The sequence below is a fragment of the Paenibacillus sp. FSL W8-1187 genome, from assembly GCF_037965485.1.
Classification (GTDB): Bacteria; Bacillota; Bacilli; order Paenibacillales; family Paenibacillaceae; genus Paenibacillus_O; species Paenibacillus_O pasadenensis.
The window spans coordinates 40,150-64,128 of record NZ_CP150181.1 but is presented as its reverse complement, the minus strand read 5'-3'; the positions used below and the strand labels follow the sequence as shown (position 1 = coordinate 64,128).

Sequence of the window (23,979 nt, the reverse complement as noted above, 5' to 3'; positions counted from 1 at the left end):
AGATTTTCTCCGCTTGGTCCCGTTTTTTCATTTGCCAGGAGCGGGCCGGCCCTCGGCCGCCCGATCCGTTCAGCCGTCCTGCGGCAGGAGCCGCAGCGGTCCGGTCGTCAAGCGGACCTTGCTCACCCGCGGCAGCGCCGCTTCCTGGCTGGCGAACACCGAGCTGTTGTAGTCGATGATGAAGCGGGCCTTTTCCTTGCCGAGGCTGCTCTGCTCCTGAAAGCTCAGCCGCTGCCGCGCCTCGTCCTCGACCGTGGACCCGAGCACGGCGTTCAGCGTCAGATCGCCCTTGGCGAAGAAGCCGCCGCGCATCCAGAAGGCGCTGCCGACGCCGTACAGGCTGGCCGAGCTCTCCGTGTAAAGGAACGCGTCCAGCACCTGTCCGTCCGCCTCGGCTCCGCTGCCGAATCCGGCTCCGACGGGCTGGAACGAGCTCACCCGGTACAAGTCGATCGGCCCCCCGCCGATCAGCACGAGCTCCTTGCGCGGGGCCGCGCCGCCCGGCTGCAGCCCGCGGATCGCCCCGTCGCGGATGTCCGTCCGGCCGAGCACGTAGACGGTGGCGTCGACATCGACTTGACCGGACAGCGTCATGCTGCCGGTGACGAGCACGTTGCCGCGCAGCCGCAGCGGGCTTGCGCCGCTGCCCGAAGCGCCATCCGCGCCGCTGCCCGCGCCGTCTTCTCCGCCGCCAGAGCCGCTCCCGCCGGGCTCCGCTCCTGGATCGGCGGCTTCATCGGCGCCGATGGCCGGACCGCGCAGCTCCAGATCGCCGTCCACGATCAGCCAGTTATGCTTGCCCTTGGAGGCAAAGTCGATCGCCGGAACGCTGGCGTCGAGCACGAGCGGTCCCGTCACGACAGCCGATCCGGCCAAGCCGGGAGCGCCGATCGAGGTCAGCCCCGCGCGGAATTCGGCCAGCTGCCGTTCGTGCTCGGCCACGGCGAGCTCATACTCGGTGACGGCCTGCTCATACTCGAGCCGAGCCTGCTCGTAAGCCTCGGGATCCGGACCCGCGCCAGGCGCCGCCGGGTCCGCCGGGCTCCCGCCCGGATCGGAAGGCTCCGGTCCGAGCAGGATGTCCGGCACCGCCGGCTCCTCCGCCGTCAGAGCCGGCTGCGCGCCCAGCCGCTCGTAGCGGGAGGCGTAGCTGGATTCCAGCAGGTCGACCAGCGCTGCAGCACCGCCCGACGCGTAGACGTTTTCGATGACGGTCCGATCCTGCTTGCCCGCCCCCTCGCCGAGCGAATCCCGCACCTTGTCCAGGAAGCTCGAACGGACATCGATCGAGACGAACTTTTGCGGAGGCTCGACGCGGATGCGCTGGCCGAGGCCATGCGTCTTGTCCCGGTCCACGCCGTCCGCTCCGGCCAGGCTCCGGTCGTACACCGCCATGTAGCGGTCTACGCCATCGGGATACGAGACGCCGTAGCCATAATGCAGCCTGCCGCCGTCGCCGGCGATGATCCAGCCGCTGTCGTCCAGCGGCCGGCCGTCCGCCCCGAGCATCGGGTCGAGAAAGAGGAACTGGGAAACCTGCGTCCGCCGCTTCCCGGCATAGACGTAGTCGGCCGTGTCGCTCAGCTGCAGCGCCTCTCCGGCGTACAGATTGCCGCGAAAATAAGGAGCGCCCCCGATCGTCACGACGCCTTCGGAGCCGAAGGCGTACTTGAGGAAATCCGGGTACGTGTCGAGCATGACCTCCTGCTGAAGCCGGCGCTTCGCCCCGTCCACCTCGGCCTCCGCGGTCACGACGAGCGAGTATTGGTAAGCCGCGCTGCCGGCGCTGCCCCGCGAGAGGCATTCGCCGTCGTCCGCGCAGCGGACGCTGACGACCTGATAGAACGGACGCGCCGCATCGAGCCGGCTGCCGCCGCTTCCTCCCTGAGCCAGCTGCTCGTTGAACGCATCCGTGAAGCCGGCCAGCTGCGAGCCGAGCGATTCCGGGTCGATGAAGCGGCCGTTGAACCGGTCATAGATGGCGGCGATCGCCTCGTCGAGCCCCTTTTGGGCGAGATGCACGCTCTGCACGTTCTCCTCGCTGCGCTCGGTCCGCATCGCGCCCCCGAGGCTCGCTCCGAGCACGGCGACGCCGAGCAGCGACAGCAGCAGGATGAGGAATACGACGAGCAGCAGCGAGGAGCCTTTGTCCTCCTTCATGGCCGAAGCCTCCTAAAAGCCGAATTTGCTTGCCAGATCGAGCGAGTACACCCGCCCGCCCGCTTCCCGCAGCAGGCGGAGCCGAATTTCCAGCAGACCGCTCGAGCACTCCCCGCCGCCGTCCGGACAGCGCAGCTCGATCGCCGAGCGGCCCTCGCCCTCCGTCGCCAGCTCCGAGCCGAGCTCCAAGGGCGTGTCCCCGATATACAAGCGGCCCTTGCCCTCGGCATCGCGGCGGATCGCCACCTGCTCGGATCGCGCCTGGCCGCTCCCGTCCGCGGCCGCCTGCATGACGATGCCGCTGCCCGCGGCTGCCTCCGCCTGTCCGATCCGCTCGGCGCCGAACGCGTACAGCCGCGCCATGACGGCGCTCATCGCCGAATCCGCATCCTCGCGCAGCCCGTTCTGCGCCTGCACGCGTCCGTAGGCGTCCGTGCCGAAGGAAATCGTGGCGTAGATGACGCCAAGCACGAGCGACAGCAGGCTGAGCGCGGCGATGAGCTCGATGAGCGTGTAGCCGTCCTCGCTGCGGCGCAGCCGTTCAACGAATCGTTTCATCAGTCAGATATCCCTCCACTCGCACCGAATCGCTGCGGCCGCCCGTCTCGGCGGCGACCTCCACCTGGACCGGCAGCAGATAGGCGGACAAAGCCTCCGCGCCGCCGCCGGCCGCCGCGGATCGGCCCTCGTCCTCCGCATCGGGACCGATGTCCAAATACGGCGTCAGCTCCGGCTGATAAGAGATGCGCACGACATAGGCGACTTCATTCACTTCCGGACGCAGCACATGGAGCAGCACGGCCGGGTCGCGCACCAGCTCCGCGTAGTCGGCGCAGTCCGACTCGCAGCGGGAGCCGTCCAGCACGGCGTAGCTGCCGCCTGCGTCCGGCACGGCCAGATAGTCGCGCAATGGAGCGAAAGGCTCCTTTTGGATGGAAGCCAGCGCGTTGCGCGCCAGATGGACGGCGATCGTCTTGCTCTGATTCTGCTTGCTGTAGCTCATGGCTTGGACGAAAAAGCCGCTGAGCGTCAGCGCCACGACCGACAGGATGACGATCGAGGCCATGATTTCCAGCAGGGTGAAGCCCTGTTCCTCGTTCACTCGCCGAAGCATGCCATACCTCCCGATTCCCGGATAACCCGCATCCCTTGAATATCGACCGGGAAAGGCTCGTTCATTAGGCCGAAGGTCTTAGGAAAGGAGGTCCTAAGGCCTTTTTTTATCGCCTTGCGGATATGTTCTGGACGAACAGCAAAAAGAGCAGCATCCGGTTAGGGATGCTGCTCTCTGCGTCGTCCTGTCGAAACCTATACGCGTTTGGCGCCGCGGCCGCCGCGCTTGCCTTCCGTGTTCTTCTTCAGGGACGAAATCCGTTCTTCGCTGTCTTTTAGGAAACGGGACATCTTATCCTCGAAAGAGGGCTTGCCGAACGCTGGACGACCGCCGCCGCCCTTGTTGAACGGCCGGCCGCCGCCACCGCCGCCAGGGCGTCCGCCGCCGAAGCCGCCGGGGCCGCGAGGAGCGCCGCCGCCGGGACCGCCAGGACCGCGTCCGCCGCCGAAGCTGCCGCCGCCGCCTTCACGGTTGAAGCGCTCGCGCGCAGGAGGCGCGCTCCCTTCTGGACGGTCGATCGCCTGCTTGATGGACAGACCGATCTTGCCGCTCGGATCGATGTTGATGACCTTGACGGTCACGACATCCTCCAGCTTCAGATGATCCTTGACGTCCTTCACATAATTGTCGGCAATCTCGGAAATGTGCACGAGGCCGGTGACACCCCCCGACAGATCGACGAATGCCCCAAAATGTGTAATGCCTGTCACTTTTCCCTGTAGTTTGGCGCCCACTTCTATTGCCATAAAATAAAATGTTCCTCCCTAAAAGTTGTGCGAAGCATGTTAACTGCCGCTACCATGCACTTCCCTGCATTAGAGGGCACGCTTGGTCTCAATTATACCGTAAGGCCAAAAGCAAGGTCAACAGACGGATGTCCCGGTCTGTCCCCGCCGAGAGCCCGTCATTCCGGGGCTGTAAGCAGCTCCTCGCCAGGCTTGACCCATCCCTGCTGCTTGCTCGCGAGCTGGGAAATATATTCCGGATCGTTGAGCTGCTTGATCTTGGCCTGCAGCTCATCGGTTTGCTGATGCAGTTGCTCCAATCGGTCCTTGGCGAGCGACAGCCGTTCCGCGGTCTCCGCCTGGCGCTGCGTTTGAGAGAACAGGGCATATCCTGCCCACGCTAGAATAACCGTCATCGCCACCAGCCACAGCTTGAATCTTCTGCGCGCGCCCGTCGTTTTCGGACTTTCCATCACGTGAATCCTCCCGTCTCTTCCAAGGGTTCGGCTTGTAGGACCGGAGCGAATCCAATCACCTGCGGAAAAGCCGCTTCCAAGCCTGCTTGAATCCATTCGACACTCGGGCCGCCTTTTCCTTCCATTCCCAGCGGACCATGAGCTGCCCCAGCTGCCTGCCGATCGGACGCAGCAGCGGACCCAGCATCCAGAGGATCAGAATTCCTGCAGGACGAACCAATTGTAGCACAATGCGGAAAAGGAACAAAGAAAAGGCGATCAAAAAACCTGTCAAAACGCGAACTAAGCGGTAGATCCCTATCAAGGGACGAATGACCAGCATGTCCGTCAGACGGACAAGCCAGCCGATGACCGCCTTCGCCGCCGCGATCATCCATTTGGTGAGCCCGACCACCAGTCCGCTGAACAGCAGATAATGAAGGCAAAGCCCGATGCCGAGCCCGAGATAGACGTACGCCCGCACCTCGCCGTCGTTGCTGGCGTACAGCACCCGGAATACGGCCAGCGCCGCGATCATCCAATAGGCGACGTCCAGCGGCGGCAGCATCCAGCGGGGGAAGCGCAGCTCGCGGGACACGACGCGGTAGCCGTCGAACGCCGTGCCCATGAGCACGCCCGACAGCAGCATCAGCGCCATCGTGAGGCCTTGGGTCTCCAGCGTCACTTGAAGATCTTCCCGAACAGGCTCTTGGACTTGGCCTGCTGCGTGCCGTCCAGATAGGCGAGCGTATGGATCAGACCCTCGATGGCGACCAGGCCCTGCTCCAGGCTGAGATGCTTCATATGCAAATTCTGGCCGCGGATGGCCAGAAATCCGAGCTCGGTCTCCAGCAGGAACTCCTCGTTGTCGAAGCTCTCGACGTTCAACACGCCCGTTATCTCCAGCAGCTTGCGGTTCAGCATCTTCACTTCCTGCCGCTTCTGCCCTTTCATCGGTTCACTCATGCCTCGTCCCCTCCTTATAAGCCTATGCTTATTAGGAGGGGACGAGGTTTAGAACCTATAGGAGTGGGGGGTAAGCTTCATTACCCGCGGCTCCGGCGGGCCAAACAGGCCGCGAAATTTTTTTTAAGATCAGGCGTCATGCCCCTTCTACGGATCGGCCCCGAGGGCAGGGACAATGAAAAAAGACCCCTCGCAAGGGGTCTTCAAAAGGCAATGGCTGGAAGCTGCGGCGCCGGGCTAGAAGCCCAGGCCGTCGTCCTCGCGCTCGCGCGCTTCTTCCTTGAGCAGCGTATAGAGCGTAGCCGCTTCATCCTTGCGGGTCGTCTCCGCCGTGCGCTCGACGCGCACGGTGATGTACTTTTGCCCGTACTGGATGCGCAGCTCGTCGCCGGCTTTGACGGAGCTGCTCGGCTTGGCCTCGCGGCCGTTGATCCATACGCGGCCCTGCTCCGACACATCCTTGGCGACGGTGCGCCGCTTGATGAGCCGGGAGACCTTAAGGAATTTATCGAGCCTCAATTACTTGATGGCTTCTTTCAGCTTGTTGCCGGCTTTGAATGCAGGAACCTTGGATTCCGGAATCGTGATTTCTTGGCCCGTTTGCGGGTTGCGGCCCGTACGGCCGGAGCGGGTGCGGGTCTCGAACGTGCCGAAGCCGATCAGTTGAACCTTGTCGCCGGAAGCGAGCGCTTCGGTGACTTCGCCGAGGAAGCCGTTCAGGACGGACTCGACGTCGCGCTTGGTCAGGCCGCTTTTCGTTGCGATGCTGTTGATCAGGTCGTTCTTGTTCATGATTGTTTCCTCCCGGAATAAGTAATGGATTCGGTTGAAGTGCATGTGCGCTGCCTCTCGGCAGCATCAGGGTCGAAACAAGAAGGCTCGGCCGCAGCGCGCGGGAAGCGTCCCGGACGGAAGCCGGCGGCGCCGCTTTTTTTCGAGGGATACGTAATTCGTGCCCCCGATGAAAAAATCCTGCTGCATTCGGAATTTTTTTTGCAGAATTCCGTCGAGAACGGGCGAACGATGGCGCAAAGGAGGCCGAATTCCAAGCGGGCGAATCTATAACCCTCTCTTCTTGGCTTCCTCCCACCAGCGGTCCATCTCTAGTAGATCAGTCTGGTCAAAAGATTTGCCGTTTATACGAAGCTGCTCCTCGACGTAGAGAAAGCGCCTCTTGAACTTGGCGTTCGTCCGCGCCAGCGCCTCCTCCGGGTCGGCGCCCAGGAAACGCGCGGCGTTGACGACGGCGAACAGCAGGTCGCCGACCTCTCCGGCGCTCGCCTCGGCGTCGCCAAGCCCGGCCGCCTCGCGCACCTCGCGCAGCTCCTCCTCGATCTTGGCCAGCATCGGCTCCAGCTCGTTCCAGTCGAAGCCGACCTTGGACGCCTTCTTCTGGAGCTTGTAAGCGGCCAGCAGCGCCGGCAGATCCTTGGGCACGCCGTCGAGCACGGAGCTGCGGTCCGCGTCGCGGCCCTTGATGCGCTTCTCCTCCGCCTTCATCCGCTCCCAGCTGGCGAGCGCCTCGCCCGCATCGGATGCGCCGTCCGCGCCGAACACATGCGGATGGCGGAAGATCAGCTTCTCGTTCAGCTCCTGGATGACGTCGTAGACGGTGAAGGCGCCCGTCTCCTCCTCCATCTGGCTGTGCAGCATCACTTGCAGGATGACGTCGCCGAACTCCTCGCGCATGCCGTCCGGATCGTCCGCGTCGATCGCCTCGAGCGCCTCGTACAGCTCCTCGATGAAGTTTTTGCGGATCGACTGATGCGTCTGCTCGCGGTCCCACGGGCAGCCGTCCGGACTGCGCAGGATGGAGACGATCTCGTGCAGCCGGTCGAAGCTGCGGCTGCGCAGCCGCTCGTCGTTGCTGGCGGGCACGTAGACGAGGCTGAGGTTGCCGTAGTCCTGTCCCCGGTCAAGCTCGTAGAGCGGCACCGTGACGATGCGCTCCTCCCCGGCGACGCCGAGCGCGTGCCCGATCGTCACCGGATGCTCCTCGGGATAGCGCTCCATGAGCGTCAGCTTGACGTCCGAGGCGGTGAAGCCGTCGTACACCTGGCCGATCAGCGTATGCAGCTGAGGCTGCAGCAGATGCGGCTGCAGTCCGGCCGCGTCGAGCAGCTGGAAGCCCTCGATCGGGTCGAAGCCGAGCCGCGTGAAGGCGATGTCGAGGAAGCTCTCGCCCCCGAGCACGGTCAGCTCGACGCCTTCGCGGGGGCAGCGCTCCCGCAGCAGCTGCACGGTGCGCTCGGCCACCATCGGATGGCCGGGCACGGCGTAAAGCACGGCTCGGCCCAGGCCGGCGGCAGCCGAAAGTGTAACGGCGGCGTTAGGCGGTACGGCGGCGGCGTCCGGCGGTACGGCAGCGGCGTTAGGCGCCACGGCAACGGCGTTCGGCGGTACGGCAGCGGCGTCAGACGGCACGGCAGCGGCGTCAGACGGCACGGCAGCGGCGTCAGGCGGCGCCGAGCCCTTGGCCAGTCGGATCAGCTCGTCCGCGATCGCGTCGTACACCTCGGGGAACGACTCCGACTGCTCGTACAGCCGGTCGAAGGAATGGATCGGCACGCCGGTCTCGCGCAGCATGTCCATCATCGGATGCTTCGCGGTGCGGACATAGATCGCGTCCGCGGCTTGCAGCCGCCGCCAGATGCCCAGCGTCAGCTGGTCCGGATCGCCGGTGCCGAGGCCGGCTACCGCGATCGACGGCACGGCTCCGCCGGAGCGGTTGAGGCTCGAATCGGATGTCATGGCGCGGTTCCTCCCTGTGGCAGGCGCGGCCCTTGCTCGCGCCCTGCGGCATAAGCCCCGGAAACCCTTCCGGGGCCGCCTCCTTTAAGACTTTACTTGGCTTGAAGCCAGGAATCAAGCGGCATCGTTCTCATTAAGGAAATATATGTAAGAAGTAGGGCGGGACGAGCCGGCGCAGTGGCTTAGGACTCCCTCGCGGGGGCAAAGGCGCCGAGATCGGCGGGGCAAGGCACTCTCGGCTCCCTCGCCGGGGCGGAACTGCCGAGTTCGGTGGGTCAAGGCACTCTCGACTCCCTCGCCGGGGCGGAACTGTCGAGATCGGCGGGTCAAGGCACTCTCGGCTCCCTCGCGGGGCCGGAGGCGCCAAATTCGGCGGGTCAAGGCACTCTCGACTCCCTCGCGGGGGCGGGGGCGTCGAGATCGGCGGATCAAGGCACTTTCGGCTCCCTCGCGGGGCCGGGGGCGCCAAGCTCGGCGGATCAAGGCACTCTCGACTCCCTCGTCGGGGCGGAGGCGACGAGTTCGGCGAATCAAGGCACTCTCGGCTCCCTCGCGGGGAAGGAGGCGCCAAGCTCGGCGGGTCAAGGCACTTTCGGCTCCCTCGCGGGGACGGGGGCGCCAAGCTCGGCGGATCAAGGCACTCTCGACTCCCTCGTGGGGGCGGAGGCGTCGAGATCGGCGGGTCAAGGCACTTTCGGCTCCCTCGCGGGGACGGGGGCGGCGAGCTCGGCGAATCAAGGCACTCTCGACTCCCTCGCGGGGCGGAGGCGACGAGTTCGGCGAATCAAGGCACTCTCGGCTCCCTCGCGGGGAAGGAGGCGCCAAGCTCGGCGGGTCAAGGCACTTTCGGCTCCCTCGCGAGGGAGGTGGCACCGCGTTCGGCGGCTCAAGGCACTCTCGGCTCCCTCGCCGGGGCCGGGGGCGTCGAGATCGGCGAATCAAGGCACTCTCGACTCTCTCGCGGGGGCGGAGGCGCCGAGATCGGCGGGTCAAGGCACTCTCGACTCCCTCGCGGGGCCGGGGGCGTCGAGATCCGCGGGTCAAGGCACTTTCGGCTCCCTCGCGGGGGCGGAGGCGTCGAGTTCGGCGGGCTAAGGCACTCTCGACTCCCTCGCGGGGGCGGAGGTGCCGTGTTCGGCGGGTCAAGGCACTCTCGGCTCCCTCGCGGGGGTGTCGAGCTCGGCGGATGCCCGCATGGGTCCGCCTTACGGCATCAGCCGCCAGCGGCGCAGGCGGGCGGCCATCCGCTCGCCGCCCGGCAGCAGGCGCAGCTCGGCGGCGCTTACGGCGCCGAGCAGCAGCAGCGCGGCGCCGTAGACGGCGGCGCCGAGCAGCACGCCGCCAAGCGTCTGCGCGGCGGCGGAGGCGCGCGGCGCCAGCGAGGCCGCGCCGGCGGCGAGCTCGGCGAGGCGCGCGCCGGCAAGCGCCGCCGCGGCAAGCGCCGCGAGCGCGAGCGCGCAGGCGGCGAGGCGGCGCAGCCGCGGCCGCGCGGCGCGCGGCGGGCGGCGCCGGAGCGAGCGCTGCCGCGGTGCGCGCCGCCGCGAGCGCGCCGAGGCCGGCGGCGAGCGCCGTGGCGGCGATGCCGGCGGCGGCCGCGCCGGCGATGCCGAGCGGCGGCACGAGCGCGGCGTTGAGCGCGGCCTTGGCGAGCGCGGCGAGCCCCAGCAGCGCGGCCGGCAGGCGCAGCGCGCCGAGGCCCTGCAGCAGCGGCGCGGCGACCGCGCTGACGGCGGCGGCGAGCGCCGTGCTGCCGACGAGCGCAAGCGTGCCGGTAGCCTGCGCGTCGGCGTAGAACATCACGTTGAGCGGACGCGCCAGCAGCGCGAGTCCGAGCGCGGACGCCGCGCCGACGAGCGCCGACGAGCGCAGCCACAGCCGGACGAGCGCCGCCGCCTGCGCCGGATCCGAGCGACGATGCCGCACGAGCTGCGGCACGAGCGCTCCGGCGGCCGCGCCGGCGACCATCGCCACGAGCTGGATGAGCGGCTGGCCCCGGCTGTACAGGCCGAAGGCCGCCATCGCCTCGGCCGCGTCCATGCCGCCTCGCAGCAGCCGCGGCACGGTGAACGCGTCGATCGCCCCCAGCACCGGCGCGACGATCGCTCCGAGCGCCGCCGGCAGCGCGAGCGCACCGAGAGCGCCCATCTCGCGGGCCAGCGGACGGAGCCGCGAGAGCCCAAAGACCCGAGAGGCCCGTAACGCCGGCTCTCTGCCCCCTTCCTCGCTCGCCGTCCGCACCGGAGCCGCGTCCGAGTCGGATCGCCGCCCGAAGCCAGTCAGCCGGCCCACTCCACGAACGCTATCCGCATCCAGAGGAGGCGAAGCTCCCGTTGCAGCGCCTGTCGCCGACGCCCCGCGCCGCAGGAACACGGCCAGCAGCGCCAGTCCCGCCGCGCCGCCGAAAAACGACCCCCACATCGCGCCGGCGGCGAGCCGGTCGTCGCCCCAGCCGGCCGACCAGCCGATGCGCAGCAGCAGCAGCATGGCGGCGACGCGCACGACCTGCTCGACGAGCTGCGACCAGGCGGTCGGCCGCATGTCGCCAAGCCCCTGCGTATAGCCCCGCAGCGCGGCCAGCGCCGGGGCAAACCAGAGCGCCGACGCCACCGCGCGGATCGACAGCTCCGCAGCCGGGTCGCCGACGAGCGCGGCGAGGCGATCGGCAAGCAGCCACAGCGCGGCGAAGCCGGCCGCCCCAAGCAGCGATAGCAGCGTCACTCCGGCCACGGCCGCGCGCCGCGCGCCGAGCCGATCGCCCTGCTCGAGCAGCGCCGCCGTGCGGATCGAGACCGCCACCGGCAGGCCGGCGGTCGCCAGCACGAGAATAAGCTGGTAGAACGGATAAACCGCGTTGTAGATGCCGAACACGCGGTCTCCGGCGACGTTCTGCAGCGGAATTTTCTGCAGCGTCCCGATCAGCTTGGAGAGCAGGGCCGCGCCGGCCAGCAGCGCCGCGCCCCCGAGCGCCCCGCGGCCCCGCCCCGCCTGTTGCTCCTTGTCGTCCATCGTCCCGTTCCTTTCGACTCGTTCGTTCTCCTCATTATAGCGGCGGGCGTCCGTATGAGCCATGCTTCGGGCGCATAGGCTGGGAAAGGACGTTTTTCGGCATGATTCCGCAAGGAGGCAGCAGCCAATGGAAATGGAACGGCATCCCGTCTGGACGGAATGGCAAAAAGCCAGCCTTTACCGCATGCTGGCCGACTATCACCGCGACTCCGAGCCCGCCGCGGCGGGCTCCTACGAAGGTCTCTACCGGGAAGCCGTGCAGCGGCTCGCCGGGCTCGTCCGGCTATACGGCAATCCGTTCGGACAGCCGCCGCTCCCTGGCCTCGGCGCCGCCGCCCAGGGCTGGCCGCCGGAGGCGGCGTTCTCCGGCATGTCGGGCGGCTTGCCGCCCTATGCGGCGCCAGCGGCGGCGTACCCGTCCGGCGCTTATGCCGCGCCGGCCGATTACCCGCCCTATCCCGCGCCAGCGGCGTACCCGCCGCCGGACGCCTACTCCGCGGCGTCGGCGCCGCCCGGGTCGGCCTGGCCGTCCTACGCCTCCGGAGCTTCGTCGCCCTGGCCGGGCTATGGCGGCCCTTTGCCGACCTCGCCTTGGCAGCCGCTGTCCGGCAGCGGATTGCCGGGGCTCGCGCCGCCGCTGCCCGGCGGCTATGGACCGCCCCTCGCGCAGCAGCCGGCCATTCCGGAGCCGTATGGCTGGAGCTTGGCGTCCGGATCGGGGGCCGCGGCCGGCCATCCCGGCTGGCCGGGCATGCAAACGCCGGCCTCCAGCGCCGGCGCCGCCCCGTCAGCAGCGGGCTGGACCGCGCCTCCACCGGCCGCCGCGCCCGCTTCGCCGGCTCCGCAGCCGGCAGCGTCCGCTCCCGACCCGCCGGACGCGGCTGACGATTCCGGCTCCTCCGCAGAATTCGCCGGCCCGGGCATCCGCCCGCCCGCGGCCGAATCCGCTTCGACGCAGGCGCTGCCCCGGCCGAGCTCCTACGCGCGGCTGCGGCTGATCCACGCCGCTCCCGGACAGCCGCCGCTGGCGCTGCAGGCCGGCGAAGCCTTTGCGCAGGCCGGCTATCTCTCCGCCTCCTCCTACGCGGATGTGCCTGCCGGTCCGCTGAGCGTCCGGCTGTCTCCCGCCGCTTCCGCGACGCCGCAGCAGGCGGACGACGGCGACGTCTTCGAGCTGTCGCTCGAGGCGGGCCGAAGCTATACGGCGGCGGCTTGCCCCGATCCGGAGGGAGACGGACTGCGGCTGCTCGTTTTTTTCGACGGCAAAGAGCTTCGCGACGACTGCGTCAAGCTGCGCCTGCTCCATCTCGCCCGCACCGGCCCCGTCGACCTGATGGTCCGCGACGGCGGCACGCTGTTCCGCAAGGTCGCGCCGGGAAGCGCTTCGTCCTACATCACGCTGGCTCCGTCCGAGCCGGAGCTTGAGCTGACCGAGGCGGGCTCGCTGCGTCTGCTTCATGCCGCGCCCCCGCTGCCGCTGCCGGGAGCGACAGCGCTCACGCTGCTGCTGGCCGGCGAGCCGCCGCAGCTGACGGCCTTCGAGGACGGCTGAGCTGACGCGGGCCGCGCGGACTCTGCCGCTTCCCGTTCGACGGCAAACAAGCTTCCGCTCGGGATTCCACCGAAAAGGAAGCTTGCCTGAAGGGCGGTATTCCGCCTACTGCTCCATCTGCTTGGCGAGGAAGCCCGCGGCCGTCTCGGCCATCTTGATTTCCATCTGCGCCATCTTGGTCGAATCCTCCTTGCTCGCCAGCACGACCGTGCCGATCGGATCGCCGCCGGCGATGATCGGAGCCGCGACAAAGGAGGTGTAGGTTTCCGGAGCGTTCTTGATGATCTCATGCTCGCCGCTGGCGGTTTCGGTGGCGGTCTTGCGGCTGTCCATCGCCTGCTCCAGCAGCTGGCCGACCGGCTTGTCCATATAATCCTTCTTGGAGGCGCCGGCAACGGCGATGACCGTATCTCGGTCGGAGATGAGCGTAATGTGGCCGGTGCTCTCGCTCAGCGATTCGGCATATTCCTTTGCGAAGTCTCCGAGCTCGCCGATTGGGGAATACTTCTTGAGGATGACCTCGCCGTCGCGGTCGACGAAGATTTCAAGCGGATCTCCCTCGCGGATGCGAAGCGTACGGCGGATTTCTTTCGGGATGACGACGCGGCCGAGATCGTCGATTCGACGCACAATTCCAGTTGCTTTCATTGTCATGTTGCCCCACTTTCCTCGAAGAATGGTAAGTCCACTGGATGCCTAGCTCCGACTGATTTATTTCGTGAGTTGGGATTGGATCGTTCAGGCGTTCACCTTCGAATCTGACCATAGTATTCATCCGCTCCCAGTTTCTTATGCACCGCGCCAGCCCGCGCCGGCAGAGGCCGGAAAGGCGATTTCCGCCTTTTACGGCGCGGGTTTCCGCCCTTCCTGCACAGGCTGGGAATTGCACCCACAACGGCTGATGGGGGTGCCGGTACCGCTTGAGGACAGGCCTCCCTTGGATGCGGGACGCAAACAAGCCAAGACCGCGCGGCTTCCGCTGATGCGCGCGATCCTGGCTTGCCTTGCCGGGACAAAGGAATCGTCCGCAGCCTCTTTTTTCCTGCCCAATCTTCCCGTTCCTACACCGTCAAATACCGGCGTACCGTCTCGTCGTCCAGCGCCTTGAGCTCCCCTTGCCAGGCAATGGCGCCTTTTTCGAGGATATAGACGTAATCGGCGACGCTCCGCACGAACTCGAGGCTCTGCTCCACGAGCAGGATCGCGGTCCGTCCGTCCGACTTGATCGAGCGGATCACGTCGCGGATGTCGTCGACGATCGACGGCTGGATGCCCTCGCACGGCTCGTCGAGCAGCAGCAGCTCCGGCTCGGCCGCCAGCACGCGCGCGAACGCCAGCTGCTGCTGCTGGCCGCCGCTCAGGTCGCCGCCGCGCCGGCCGTACATCGTCGGCAGCACGGGGAAGCGCTCGACCGCCGCCGGCGGGATGTCGTCGCCGCGGCGCTTGCCGCGCGCGGCCTCCAGCCCGATCAGGATGTTCTCGCGCACGGACAGCTGCCCGAAAATCTCGCGGCCCTGCGGCACGTAGCCGATGCCGCTGCGCGCCCGCTCGCCGGGCGCCTTGCGCGTCAGGTCGCGGCCGCCGTAGCTGACCGTGCCGCCGCGCGCCTTGAGCACGCCCATGACGCTCTTGACGAACGTCGACTTGCCCGTGCCGTTGCGGCCGAGCAGGCAGACGACCTGGCCGGGACGCACCTGGAGCGTCACGCCGCGCAGCACGGCGCTCTCGCCGTAGCCGGATTCCAGCTTCTCCACCGTCAGCATGCCGCTTCCCTCCTTTTGCCCAAGTACACCTCGGCGACCCGGTCGTCGGCCTGCACCTGGTCCATCGTGCCCTCCATGAGCAGCCGCCCCTCGTGCATCACCGTCACCAGGCTGGCGAAATTCCGCACGAACTCCATGTCATGCTCGACGACGACGACCGCGCGGTCCTTGGCGATCTCCTGCAGCAGCTCGCCGGTCTTCTCCGTCTCGCGGTCGGTCATGCCCGCCGCCGGTTCGTCGAGTAGCAGCAGCGACGGCTCCTGCAGCAGCAGCATGCCGATCTCGAGCCATTGCTTCTCGCCATGCGACAGGCTGCCGGCGCGAGCCCGCTGCCTGCCGGCGAGTCCGACCGTCTCCAGCTGCTCGGCGAGCCGCTCCCGCTCGGCCGCGGCGAGCTTCGCCCGCAGCGTCGCCAGGATGCCGCGCTTCTGCTTCATCGCCAGCTCCAGGTTCTCCTCGACCGTCAGCGTCGGAAAGATCGACGGCGCCTGGAACTTGCGGCCGATGCCGAGCTCGGCGATCTGATGCTCCTTGCGCCGGGCGAGGTCGATCCCGTCCCGGTAGAGGATGCTGCCGCCGGACGGCTTCACCTTGCCGCAGATGGCGTCGAGCAGCGTCGTCTTGCCCGCGCCGTTCGGTCCGATCAGGAACCGCAGGCCGCTCGCCTCGAGCGAGAGGTTCATGCCCTGCACCGCCTTGAAGCCGTCGAACGACACCGTCACGTCCTCACACTGCAGAATAGCCTTTTCGCTCATGCTCGGGTACCTCCTTCCGCCTGCGGACGATCCGCCTCGCCTTGCGCCAGCCGTCTACCGCCAGCCCGGCGATGCCGCGCGGCAGGAACACGGTCGTGACGATGAACAGCGCGCCCATGAAGAACAGCCAGATGTCGGGATACGATTCGCTGAACGCGCTCTTGGCTCCGTTCAGCAGCAGCGCGCCGAGAGCGGCTCCGATCAGCGTGCCGCGGCCGCCGATGGCGACCCACAGCACCATTTCGATCGACGGCACGATGCCCATCATCGACGGCGAGATGATGCCGACATGCAGCACGAACAGCATGCCCGCGATGCCGGACAGCGTCGCCGACAGGACGAACACCCCCATCTGGTAGCGGGCCGGATCGTACCCGAGGAAGCGGACGCGGTTCTCGCCGTCCCGGATGGCGCGCAGCACCTTGCCGAAGCGGCTCTTGACGACGATCCGCGCCACCAGGAACGTCGCCAGCAGGACGCCGGCCGTCACATAGTAGAGCGCCAGCTTCGTCTCCGGCGCGGCCAGCGAATGGCCGAGGATCTGGCCATACCCGGTAATGCCGTTGGTGCCGCCCGTAAACGCCTGCTGCCCGGTGATCAGCGTGACGCTGATGATGACGAGCGCCTGCGTCAAAATCGTGAAGTAGACCCCCCGGATGCGGTTGCGGAACGTGAAGAAGCCGAGGAACAGCGCCACCGCCGCCGGTATGGCCATACCGAGCAATACCGCTCCTCCGAAGCTCTGGAACGGCGTCCAGAACCACGGCAGCTTGGTGAGGCCGCTCCAGTCCATGAAGTCCGGCAGCCGTCCCCCGCTCGCCTGCAGCTTCAGGTGCATCGCCATCGCGTAGCCGCCGAGGCCGAAGAACACGCCATGCCCGAGGCTCAGGATGCCGGTATAGCCCCACAGCAGGTCGAGGCCGACCGCGGCGATCGCGAACGCCAGGAACTTGGCCAGCAGGTTCAGGCGGAAGTCGCTCGTGAACAGCGGCGCGGCCAGCAGCAGCGCGGCGGCCAGGAAATACCACATCGCCAGCCCGTACCGGGAGGCGCCCGTCTTGATCATCCACTGCGTCATGTCTATCGCCTCCTTAGTCCAGCGACCGGGTGCGCATGGCGACGAATCCCTTCGGCTTCCATTGCAGGAAAGCCACGATGCACAGGAATACGAGCACCTTGCCCAGCGATGCGGTCGTCCAGTATTCGAACAGCGTGTTCGTCATGCCGATGCCGAGCGCGCCGAACACGGTGCCGACCAGCTTGCCGACGCCGCCGAGCACGACGACCATGAAGGCGTCGACGATGTAATAGGTGCCGATCGTCGGCCCGATCGGACCGATCAGCGTCAGCGCGCAGCCGGCGATGCCCGCGAGGCCGGAGCCGATCGCGAACGTCAGGCTGTCGACGCGCCGCGTCGAGATGCCGAGGCAGGCCGCCATGTCGCGGTTCTGCATGACCGCCCGCATGCGCCGTCCCGCCGTCGTGCGGTAGATGTACAGGAACATCGCCAGCAGGCAGACGGCTACGAGCGCGAGGATGAACAGCCGCTTGTACGGCAGCACGAGCCCTTGCGTGACGGATAGGCCGCCCTCCAGCCACGACGGGCTTTTGACGCCGACGTTCGGCGCGCCGAAGATGGAGCGGGCGAGCTGCTGCAGCACGAGGCCGACGCCCCAGGTCGCCAGCAGGCTGTCGAGCGGGCGGCCGTACAGGAAGCGGATGAGCGTCTTTTCCAGCAGCAGGCCGATCAGGAATGCGGCCGCGAAGCTGGCCGCGATCGACAGCAGGAAATACTGGCTGAACCAGGAAGCGGGCAAATAGGATTGGAACAGCTTCTGCGTCATGTAGGTCGCGTAGGCGCCGACCATGATCAGTTCTCCGTGGGCCATGTTGATGACGTTCATCTGGCCGAACGTGACCGCCAGGCCGAGCGCGATCAGCAGCAGGATGGAGCTGACGCTGATGCCGTTGAACAATTGCAGCCAAAATACGTCCATGCGCGGCTCTCCTCTCTCGCGCCGGGGCCAGCAGGACCGCCGCCCTCTCGGGACAGCGGCGCGGCTGGCCCCGCCGCTTGGGTGCAGGATGAAATCGATGCGGCTCGGCCGGCGGCGGTTAGCTGCCGACCCGGCGGCGGTTAGCCGCCGGAGCTCAGGCCCGAAGCCCAGGCGTATGTCTTGAGGTAAGGGTCCGGCTTGACCGGCTCGCCGGAGCTCCACACTTCCTTGAACTGGCCGTCCGCCTGCACCTCGCCGATGCGCACCGTCTTGTACAGATGCTGCGTCTCGCCGTCGATCTTGACCTTGCCCTCCGGAGCGTCCCACTCCAGCTCCTTGGCCGCTTCCTTCACGGCCGCCACGTCGGTGGAGCCGGCCTTTTCGACCGCGGCCGCCCACAGGTACACCGCATCATAGCCGGCCTCGATCGGGTCGGCCGTCACGCGGTCCGCGCCGTATTTGGCCTTGTAGGCTTCGACGAACGTCTTGTTCTCCGGCGTATCCGTCGTCTGGTAGTAGTTCCAGGCGGCCAGATGCCCCTCCAGCACATCCGCGCCGATGCCGCGGATCTCCTCTTCGGCGACCGAGACCGACAGCGTCGTCAGGTCGGCGGCGCTGATGCCGGCGTCCTTGAGCTGCTTGAAGAACGCGACGTTGCTGTCGCCGTTCAGCGTGTTGAACACGATGTCCGGCTTGGCGGCCTTAATCTTGCTGATGATCGTCGTATAGTCGGTATGGCCGAGCGGCGTGTACTCCTCGCCGGCCAGCTCTCCGCCTTCCGCCGCGAGCTGCGCCTTGATGATCTTGTTGGCCGTGCGCGGGAACACGTAGTCGGAGCCGAGCAGGTACATCTTCTTGCCGCGGTTCTCCAGCAGCCAGCTGACGGCCGGCACGATCTGCTGGTTCGTCGTCGCTCCGGTATAGAAAATGTTCGGCGAGGACTCCAGTCCTTCGTATTGGACCGGATACCAGAGCAGCCCGTTCAGCTCCTCGAACACCGGCAGCATCGCCTTGCGGCTGGCCGACGTCCAGCCGCCGAATACGGTCGCGACCTTGTCCTCGGACAGCAGCTTGCGCGCCTTCTCCGCAAAGGTCGGCCAGTCGGAGGCTCCGTCCTCGACGACCGGAATCAGCTTTTTGCCAAGCACGCCGCCTTTGGCGTTGATCTCGTCGATCGCCATCATCTCGGCGTCCTTGACCGATACCTCGCTGATCGCCATCGTGCCGCTGAGCGAGTGGAGGATGCCGACCTTGATCCCATCGCCGCTTTCCCCCGATGAAGCGCCAGCCGCCGGAGAAGCTGCCGGAGACGCGCTTCCCGCAGCCGGTTCATTCTGGCCGCAGCCGCCCAGCACGAGCGCCAGCGATACCGCCGCCAGCAAGCCCTTCCCCATATGCCTCTTCTTGATCTTCGTTCCCGTCTGTCTCATCTCTCTCCACTCCCCTTCGCGAATCCGAACGTTATGTATGGGCTTCGTTCTATCGTTCGTGATTGTAGTATAGGCGGAGGACAAATTCGATGTCAATATATCTAACATAAAAATATGGAAATGAGGACTTTAGGCCTTGTTTTCGACAATTCGATTCCAAATCCGGACGAAAAACGAATCGAACCTGCCTTGAAAGCATCGGTTTGATTATCAAACGTGTTTAACCGCCTCATTAACGTCAGATTATCTGATGCATAAACAAAAACGAATCATCCTTTTGCTCGCGAGCGTCATGAACCTGGGGGTTTCAATCAACGCGACGGCCTAAACCTGCTCGATGCTGCGGCAATTGTTGCGCGGCCGGCGCCACCGGCTGCACCATGAAAAAAGCGTCTTTTCGGGGCCAGGGGCCGCGAAAAGACGCTTCTAGCTTGCATGGAGCAGGTTTTGCGCGCGATTGCCGGATCGCCGGCGGGCCAGACGCATAGCGCGCCGTCCGCCATCCATCCGCTTAGCTGCCGGTATTGCTCGCCGCATCGGGCGCGGCATTTTCCGCGCCGGCATCGTTCGACGGCGCTTCGGCGTTTTCTCCCGCTCCGCCGCTGGCGGCCGGGCTCGGCTCCGGATCCTTGAACTCTTCTTTTTTGGTGATGAGTCCCGGAACCTCGTTCTGCATGTAGTCGTTCAGCTGCGTCTGGGCGAGCGTCTGCTTGATCTCTTCCTTGGACGCCTCGAACGTCGGCAGCTCGCGCTTCTCGACCTGGATGACGTGGTAGCCGTACTCGGTCTCGACCGGCTCGCCGACGACGCCGATCTCCTGGGCGATCGCCGCCTTCTTGAAGTTCTCCACCCAGCCGCCGGCCGCCTGGTCGGCGTACTGGCCGCCATTCTCGGCCGAGCCCGGATCCTCGGAGTATTCCTTGGCGAGAGCGTTCCAATCGGCCCCGTCCGCCTCCAGCTTCGCTTTGGCTTCCTTGGCGCGGGCGAGAGCGTCTTCCTTGCTGCGCTCCTTGCCTTCCGGATCGGTGAAGCCGACGAGGACGTGGCGGAGCGTGACCTTGGTCAGCCCTTCCTTGTTCTCGTCATAGTATTTTTGCGCGTCGGCATCGGTCACCTTGGCGGCCATCGCGTCGGACACGCCGATCGACAGCCTGATGAAGTCCTTGATGTCCTGCGCGGTAATGTTGTTGTCCTTCATGTTCGTTTCGAGCGTTTCTTTCGTGTAGGCTTCCTCGATCTGCTTGTACTGCTCGTCCGCCTCCGCGGCGGCCTTGTCCTTCACTTCCTTGGAAGCGTCCTTGTACACGAGCTGGTAGCCGATGTACTGGTCGAGGATCATGTTTTTGTAGGCGGCCATGTCGAGGTAGGCGGCTACTTGCGGATTCACGACGCGCAGCACGCTCGTGAATGTCGTGAAGTCCTTCTCGCTCACCGTCCCGCCCTTGTACTCGGCGATCGTCTTGCTGTCGTCTCCGCCCGCGGAGCCGTCCTCTTTTTTGCCGCACGCGGCTAAAGTGAACGCCAGCACCGCCGCCAGCGCAAGCAGAAGCATGCGGCTCGCGGCCGGGCGCTTGATGGAAATCTTCATAATGGTCTCCTCTCGGTTCGTTCAGGCATGGGTCCAGTTTACCAGATGTGGACCAGCCGCGCATTAACGTCGCCTTAAAGACGCCGCGAAAAAGCCGGAGCCCGGCTTCGGGCCCGGCTCCGGCTCCTCTGTCCTGCGGCGGCTACTTGCCCGCCGCCTGCGCCGCTCCGGCCGGGAGCAGCGCTTCGCCCCAGCGGCGCAGCAGGCGCAGCGTCAGCTCAAGCCGCTCGGCGCTGCCGAGGCCCTTGCCGCGCAGCGTCAGCTCCATCGGCTCGCCCTTGCCGCCTCCGCCGATGCGGCGGAAGCGGTTTTCGAACTCGAGGCACAGCCCGTCGATCGTGCGCGTTTCGGCGCTGCGGGAAGCGGCCTCGCTGAATTTGAGCGTCCACTCGTCGTTTTTGTTCGCGCTGATCGACGCGATGCCGTAGCGGGCGCCGTACACCTTGAGCCGGCCGACGTCGAGCAGCGTCGCGACCGCGTCCGGCAGGTCGCCGAAGCGGTCGGTCAGCTCGTCGAACAGATCGTCCGTCTCCTCCAGCGAGGAGAGCGCCGCCACTTTTTTGTAGATCTCGATCTTCTGGATGCTGTCGTAGATGTAGTCCGACGGCAGATAGGCGTCGAGGCTGAGGTCGATGACGGTGTTGACCGGCTTCTCCTCCGCTTCCTCCTCGCCGTACATCTCCTTCTTGCGCCGCGCGATCTCGTCGGCCAGCATCTGCGAGTACAGGTCGAATCCGACCGAGGCGATGAAGCCGTGCTGCTCCGCGCCGAGCAGATTGCCCGCGCCGCGGATGGCCAGGTCCCGCATGGCGATCTTGAAGCCGGAGCCGAGCTCGGTGAACTCCTTGATCGACTGCAGCCGCTTCTCTGCGACCTCGGTCAGCACTTTGTCGCGCTGGTAGGTGAAGTAGGCGTAGGCGATCCGGTTGGACCGGCCGACGCGCCCGCGCAGCTGGTACAGCTGGGAGAGGCCCATCTTGTCCGCGTCATGCACGATCAGCGTGTTGACGTTCGGGATGTCCACGCCCGTCTCGATGATGCTCGTGCTCACGAGCACGTCGGATTCGCCGTCGAGGAAGTCGAGGATCGTCTTCTCCAGCTCCTGCTCGGACATCTGGCCGTGGCCGACCGCAACCTTGGCCTCCGGCACGAGCGAGCCGAGCAGCTCGGCCATCTGGTAGATGCCCTGCACGCGGTTGTACAGGTAGTACACCTGGCCGCCGCGCGCCAGCTCGCGCTCGATCGCCTCGCGCACGAGCGCGGTGTTGTACTCCACGACGTACGTCTGCACGGGGAACCGGTTTTCCGGCGGCGTCTCGATGACCGAGAGGTCGCGCACGCCGAGCATCGACATATGGAGCGTGCGCGGGATCGGCGTCGCCGTCAGCGTCAGCACGTCGACGTTCGTCTTGAGCCGCTTGAGCTTCTCCTTGTGGGAGACGCCGAAGCGCTGCTCCTCGTCGACGATGAGCAGGCCGAGGTCCTTGAACACGATGTCCTGGCTGAGCAGCCGGTGCGTGCCGATGACGACGTCGACGGCGCCGCTCTTGAGCCCCTTCATCGTCTCGGTCTGCTCCTTGCGCGAGCGGAAGCGGCTCAGCACCTGCACCTTGAACGGGAAGTCGGCGAAGCGCTCGCGGAACGTCTCGTAGTGCTGCTGGGCGAGGATCGTCGTCGGCACGAGGATGGCGACCTGCTTGCCCTCGATCGCCGCCTTGAACGCCGCCCGCACGGCGACCTCCGTCTTGCCGTAGCCGACGTCGCCGCAGAGCAGCCGGTCCATCGGACGCTGGGTCTCCATGTCCTTCTTGATCTCGCGGATCGCCCGCAGCTGGTCCGGCGTCTCGTCGTACGGGAACATCGCCTCGAACTCGTTCTGGTACGCGGTGTCCGGCCCGAAGCCGAAGCCCTTGGCCTCCTGGCGCTGGGCGTACAGCTTGACGAGGTCGTCGGCGATGTCCTTGACGGAGCTGCGCACCTTGTTCTTGACGCGCGTCCACTCGTTGCCGCCGAGCTTGTAGACCTTGGGCTCCTTCTCCTCCGACCCGACGTACTTCTGGATGAGGTCGATCTGGTCGATCGGCACGGACAGCTTGTCGCCGCCGGCGTACAGGATATGCATGTAGTCCTTGTGGATGCCGCCGATCTCCAGCGTGCCGATGCCCATGTACTTGCCGATGCCGTGGTTCTGGTGGACGACGTAGTCGCCGACCTTGAGCTCGGTGTAGCTCTTGATGCGCTCGGCGTTGTCCATGTTCTTGTCGACGCGGCGCGTCTTGCGCTGCTTCTGCGTGAACAGCTCGCCCTCGGTGATGACGACCAGATGCGAGCCGGGCAGCTCGAAGCCGCTGCCGAGGCTGCCCTCGAGCAGCTGCGGCGGCTCGATGTCATAGTCGCCGAGCACGCGGCGCAGCCGGTCCATCCGCTCGCCGCTGCCGGCCAGCATGAGCACCTGGGCTCCCGCCTTCTTCCAGCGCTCCATCTCCGCCCCCAGCACGTTCATCTGGCCGTGGAAGTTCTGCATGCCGCGGCACATGAAGTTCAGGATGTTCTGCGGCTGCGAATGCGGCACCTGGCGCAGGAACAGCGACAGCAGCAGCGTCGGGAACGGACGGTGATGCAGCACGTCGTCGCTCTCGCGCGCGAGCTTGAAGCTCGGCAGCGACTTGCCCGTGCCGAGCAGATGCGCCTGCCACTCCGCCTCGTCGCGCTCGAGCTGGCGGGCCGTCTCGATGAGGCGCGTCGGCTCGTCGAGGACGAGCAGCGTGTCCTTCGGCATGTAGTCATAGAGCGTCTGGCGCTCCGGGTAGAGCAGGGCGATGTATTTATAAAGTTCGGGGAAATAGATCTGCTGCCGCAGCCGCTCCAGCTCCGCGCCGAGCTCGGAGCGCAGCCGGTCCTTGGCGGTGCGGTCGGTCATCCGCTCGAGCTGCTGCTCCAGCAGCTCGGAGGCATGCTGCGCGGCCGCGGCGAAGCGCCGCCCGTCCGCGATCAGCTCCTGGCACGGCGTCACCGTATACGCTTCCAGCTTGGCGTTGGAGCGCTGCCCCTCGGGATCGAACGTGCGGATCGAATCGATCTCGTCGTCGAACCACTCGACGCGCACGGCCGATTCGGCCGTCAGCGGGTAGAAGTCGACGATGCCGCCGCGCACGCTCAGCTCGCCCCTGTTTTCGACGCGGTCGGCGCGCACGTAGCCGAGCGCGTTCATCCGCTGCAGAAACGCCTCCATCGGCAGCTCGGCCCCGACCTGCAGGTCGATCTTGGCCTCCGCCATCACGTCCCGCAGCGGCAGGAAGCGGCGCACCCCGGAAAAAGGCGCAACAACGATCCCGCGGAAGCCGCGGGACAGGCGGATCAGCGCCTCCATGCGCTGGGCGAGCATCTCCGGGCTGGAGACGGCCGACTCGGCCGCGACCAGCTCGTTCGCCGGATAGAGCAGCACGTCCTCGCCGCCGCTCAGCTCCTGCAGATCCTCCACGATCTTCTGCGCGGAGAACATATTGTGGGTGACGACCAGCATCGGCTGATCCAGATCCCGTTGGAGCGCCGCCATGAGCACCTGGCGGGACGAGCCGGCCAGGCCCGAGACCATCTGCTCCTTCATGCCCTTGCGGAAGCCGGCGAAGACGGACTGGTAGTCGCGGTCGGCGGCGAATGCCTCGATTAACGCTTTCAAATGGAGCACCTCTCTTTCGCTTGAGCCCGCTTCCCGCC

Annotated in this window: 22 protein-coding genes; 3 read left to right on the top strand and 19 right to left on the bottom strand. The window is 66.4% G+C overall.

Translation table 11 applies throughout. The features are described 5' to 3' along the window. Positions 1 to 69 precede the first annotated feature (69 nt). The 11 genes from NYE40_RS00320 to NYE40_RS00270 all read right to left on the bottom strand — a co-directional run bounded on the left by NYE40_RS00320 (position 70) and on the right by NYE40_RS00270 (position 9,508). Positions 70 to 2,160, bottom strand: coding sequence for a hypothetical protein (locus tag NYE40_RS00320; protein ID WP_339279146.1), 2,091 nt, complete (start codon positions 2,158 to 2,160; stop codon positions 70 to 72). Positions 2,161 to 2,172: 12 nt separating this feature from the next. After that, the gene (locus NYE40_RS00315) at positions 2,173 to 2,718 is read right to left on the bottom strand and encodes a prepilin-type N-terminal cleavage/methylation domain-containing protein (protein ID WP_028598240.1); all 546 of its coding nucleotides are present in this window, start codon (positions 2,716 to 2,718) and stop codon (positions 2,173 to 2,175) included. Continuing rightward, positions 2,702 to 3,274, bottom strand: a complete 573-nt coding sequence (locus tag NYE40_RS00310; RefSeq protein ID WP_028598241.1) for a type II secretion system protein — start codon at positions 3,272 to 3,274, stop codon at positions 2,702 to 2,704. The genes NYE40_RS00315 and NYE40_RS00310 overlap by 17 nt, the downstream gene beginning before the upstream one ends. A gap of 194 nt (positions 3,275 to 3,468) precedes the next feature. Then, positions 3,469 to 4,020: a S1 domain-containing RNA-binding protein gene (locus tag NYE40_RS00305; RefSeq protein WP_028598242.1), complete on the bottom strand. Its 552-nt coding sequence runs from the start codon at positions 4,018 to 4,020 to the stop codon at positions 3,469 to 3,471. Positions 4,021 to 4,178: 158 nt separating this feature from the next. After that, a complete protein-coding gene (locus NYE40_RS00300; protein ID WP_043111124.1) occupies positions 4,179 to 4,472 on the bottom strand; it encodes a septum formation initiator family protein in 294 nt (97 codons plus the stop codon). 58 nt (positions 4,473 to 4,530) lie between these two features. Then, positions 4,531 to 5,139, bottom strand: a complete 609-nt coding sequence (gene yabQ, locus NYE40_RS00295) for a spore cortex biosynthesis protein YabQ (RefSeq protein ID WP_028598244.1) — start codon at positions 5,137 to 5,139, stop codon at positions 4,531 to 4,533. Then, a complete protein-coding gene (gene yabP / locus NYE40_RS00290; protein WP_028598245.1) occupies positions 5,136 to 5,420 on the bottom strand; it encodes a sporulation protein YabP in 285 nt (94 codons plus the stop codon). The genes yabQ and yabP overlap by 4 nt, the downstream gene beginning before the upstream one ends. A gap of 237 nt (positions 5,421 to 5,657) precedes the next feature. Then, positions 5,658 to 5,939, bottom strand: coding sequence for an RNA-binding S4 domain-containing protein (locus NYE40_RS00285; protein ID WP_028598246.1), 282 nt, complete (start codon positions 5,937 to 5,939; stop codon positions 5,658 to 5,660). Beyond that, positions 5,940 to 6,212, bottom strand: a complete 273-nt coding sequence (locus tag NYE40_RS00280) for an HU family DNA-binding protein (RefSeq protein ID WP_028598247.1) — start codon at positions 6,210 to 6,212, stop codon at positions 5,940 to 5,942. 267 nt (positions 6,213 to 6,479) lie between these two features. Further along, on the bottom strand, positions 6,480 to 8,171 hold the full coding sequence (gene mazG, locus NYE40_RS00275; protein ID WP_101808268.1) for a nucleoside triphosphate pyrophosphohydrolase: 1,692 nt from the start codon (positions 8,169 to 8,171) through the stop codon (positions 6,480 to 6,482). A gap of 1,205 nt (positions 8,172 to 9,376) precedes the next feature. Then, positions 9,377 to 9,508: a hypothetical protein gene (locus NYE40_RS00270; protein WP_339279145.1), complete on the bottom strand. Its 132-nt coding sequence runs from the start codon at positions 9,506 to 9,508 to the stop codon at positions 9,377 to 9,379. A 191-nt stretch (positions 9,509 to 9,699) separates the two neighbouring features. Here NYE40_RS00270 and NYE40_RS00265 point away from each other — a divergent pair, with 191 nt between their 5' ends. The 3 genes from NYE40_RS00265 to NYE40_RS00255 all read left to right on the top strand — a co-directional run bounded on the left by NYE40_RS00265 (position 9,700) and on the right by NYE40_RS00255 (position 12,729). Next, the gene (locus NYE40_RS00265; protein WP_339279144.1) at positions 9,700 to 9,963 is read left to right on the top strand and encodes a hypothetical protein; all 264 of its coding nucleotides are present in this window, start codon (positions 9,700 to 9,702) and stop codon (positions 9,961 to 9,963) included. 122 nt (positions 9,964 to 10,085) lie between these two features. Continuing rightward, the gene (locus NYE40_RS00260; protein WP_339279143.1) at positions 10,086 to 10,370 is read left to right on the top strand and encodes a hypothetical protein; all 285 of its coding nucleotides are present in this window, start codon (positions 10,086 to 10,088) and stop codon (positions 10,368 to 10,370) included. 934 nt (positions 10,371 to 11,304) lie between these two features. Continuing rightward, positions 11,305 to 12,729: a DUF4397 domain-containing protein gene (locus NYE40_RS00255; protein ID WP_339279142.1), complete on the top strand. Its 1,425-nt coding sequence runs from the start codon at positions 11,305 to 11,307 to the stop codon at positions 12,727 to 12,729. A gap of 105 nt (positions 12,730 to 12,834) precedes the next feature. On the opposite strand, the gene spoVT is transcribed toward NYE40_RS00255, so the two are convergent. The 8 genes from spoVT to mfd all read right to left on the bottom strand — a co-directional run bounded on the left by spoVT (position 12,835) and on the right by mfd (position 23,941). Further along, entirely contained in the window at positions 12,835 to 13,377 is a 543-nt protein-coding gene (gene spoVT / locus NYE40_RS00250) for a stage V sporulation protein T (RefSeq protein WP_028598250.1), read from the bottom strand. Positions 13,378 to 13,790: 413 nt separating this feature from the next. Further along, positions 13,791 to 14,492 carry an urea ABC transporter ATP-binding subunit UrtE gene (gene urtE, locus NYE40_RS00245; protein WP_339279141.1) on the bottom strand — a complete coding sequence of 234 codons (702 nt, stop codon included), beginning with the start codon at positions 14,490 to 14,492 and terminating at the stop codon, positions 13,791 to 13,793. Next, complete coding sequence (gene urtD / locus NYE40_RS00240) at positions 14,486 to 15,247, bottom strand: urea ABC transporter ATP-binding protein UrtD (protein WP_153782514.1); 762 nt, start codon at positions 15,245 to 15,247, stop codon at positions 14,486 to 14,488. The genes urtE and urtD overlap by 7 nt, the downstream gene beginning before the upstream one ends. After that, entirely contained in the window at positions 15,219 to 16,277 is a 1,059-nt protein-coding gene (urtC, locus tag NYE40_RS00235; RefSeq protein WP_339280001.1) for an urea ABC transporter permease subunit UrtC, read from the bottom strand. Before urtC ends, urtD begins: the two co-directional genes overlap by 29 nt. Before the next feature lie 61 nt (positions 16,278 to 16,338). Continuing rightward, on the bottom strand, positions 16,339 to 17,244 hold the full coding sequence (gene urtB, locus NYE40_RS00230) for an urea ABC transporter permease subunit UrtB (protein ID WP_028598253.1): 906 nt from the start codon (positions 17,242 to 17,244) through the stop codon (positions 16,339 to 16,341). 140 nt (positions 17,245 to 17,384) lie between these two features. After that, entirely contained in the window at positions 17,385 to 18,674 is a 1,290-nt protein-coding gene (urtA, locus tag NYE40_RS00225; protein WP_339279140.1) for an urea ABC transporter substrate-binding protein, read from the bottom strand. 511 nt (positions 18,675 to 19,185) lie between these two features. After that, entirely contained in the window at positions 19,186 to 20,262 is a 1,077-nt protein-coding gene (locus tag NYE40_RS00220) for a peptidylprolyl isomerase (RefSeq protein ID WP_028598255.1), read from the bottom strand. A gap of 142 nt (positions 20,263 to 20,404) precedes the next feature. Further along, complete coding sequence (mfd, locus tag NYE40_RS00215) at positions 20,405 to 23,941, bottom strand: transcription-repair coupling factor (RefSeq protein WP_028598256.1); 3,537 nt, start codon at positions 23,939 to 23,941, stop codon at positions 20,405 to 20,407. Positions 23,942 to 23,979: the final 38 nt, after the last annotated feature.

Bases quoted from the DNA above. Each gene is read 5' to 3' on its own strand.
- NYE40_RS00220 (WP_028598255.1), bottom strand. From the start codon at position 20,262: ATGAAGATTTCCATCAAGCGCCCGGCCGCGAGCCGCATGCTTCTGCTT.
- urtE (WP_339279141.1), bottom strand. From the start codon at position 14,492: ATGCTGACGGTGGAGAAGCTGGAATCCGGCTACGGCGAGAGCGCCGTG.
- urtA (WP_339279140.1), bottom strand. From the start codon at position 18,674: ATGAGACAGACGGGAACGAAGATCAAGAAGAGGCATATGGGGAAGGGC.
- urtD (WP_153782514.1), bottom strand. From the start codon at position 15,247: ATGAGCGAAAAGGCTATTCTGCAGTGTGAGGACGTGACGGTGTCGTTC.
- NYE40_RS00315 (WP_028598240.1), bottom strand. From the start codon at position 2,718: ATGAAACGATTCGTTGAACGGCTGCGCCGCAGCGAGGACGGCTACACG.
- spoVT (WP_028598250.1), bottom strand. From the start codon at position 13,377: ATGAAAGCAACTGGAATTGTGCGTCGAATCGACGATCTCGGCCGCGTC.
- NYE40_RS00305 (WP_028598242.1), bottom strand. From the start codon at position 4,020: ATGGCAATAGAAGTGGGCGCCAAACTACAGGGAAAAGTGACAGGCATT.
- NYE40_RS00255 (WP_339279142.1), top strand. From the start codon at position 11,305: ATGGAAATGGAACGGCATCCCGTCTGGACGGAATGGCAAAAAGCCAGC.
- yabP (WP_028598245.1), bottom strand. From the start codon at position 5,420: ATGAGTGAACCGATGAAAGGGCAGAAGCGGCAGGAAGTGAAGATGCTG.
- NYE40_RS00300 (WP_043111124.1), bottom strand. From the start codon at position 4,472: ATGGAAAGTCCGAAAACGACGGGCGCGCGCAGAAGATTCAAGCTGTGG.
- urtC (WP_339280001.1), bottom strand. From the start codon at position 16,277: ATGTGGTATTTCCTGGCCGCCGCGCTGCTGCTGGCCGCGCCGCTGTTC.
- urtB (WP_028598253.1), bottom strand. From the start codon at position 17,244: ATGGACGTATTTTGGCTGCAATTGTTCAACGGCATCAGCGTCAGCTCC.
- NYE40_RS00310 (WP_028598241.1), bottom strand. From the start codon at position 3,274: ATGCTTCGGCGAGTGAACGAGGAACAGGGCTTCACCCTGCTGGAAATC.
- NYE40_RS00280 (WP_028598247.1), bottom strand. From the start codon at position 6,212: ATGAACAAGAACGACCTGATCAACAGCATCGCAACGAAAAGCGGCCTG.
- NYE40_RS00320 (WP_339279146.1), bottom strand. From the start codon at position 2,160: ATGAAGGAGGACAAAGGCTCCTCGCTGCTGCTCGTCGTATTCCTCATC.
- mazG (WP_101808268.1), bottom strand. From the start codon at position 8,171: ATGACATCCGATTCGAGCCTCAACCGCTCCGGCGGAGCCGTGCCGTCG.
- NYE40_RS00260 (WP_339279143.1), top strand. From the start codon at position 10,086: ATGCCGCACGAGCTGCGGCACGAGCGCTCCGGCGGCCGCGCCGGCGAC.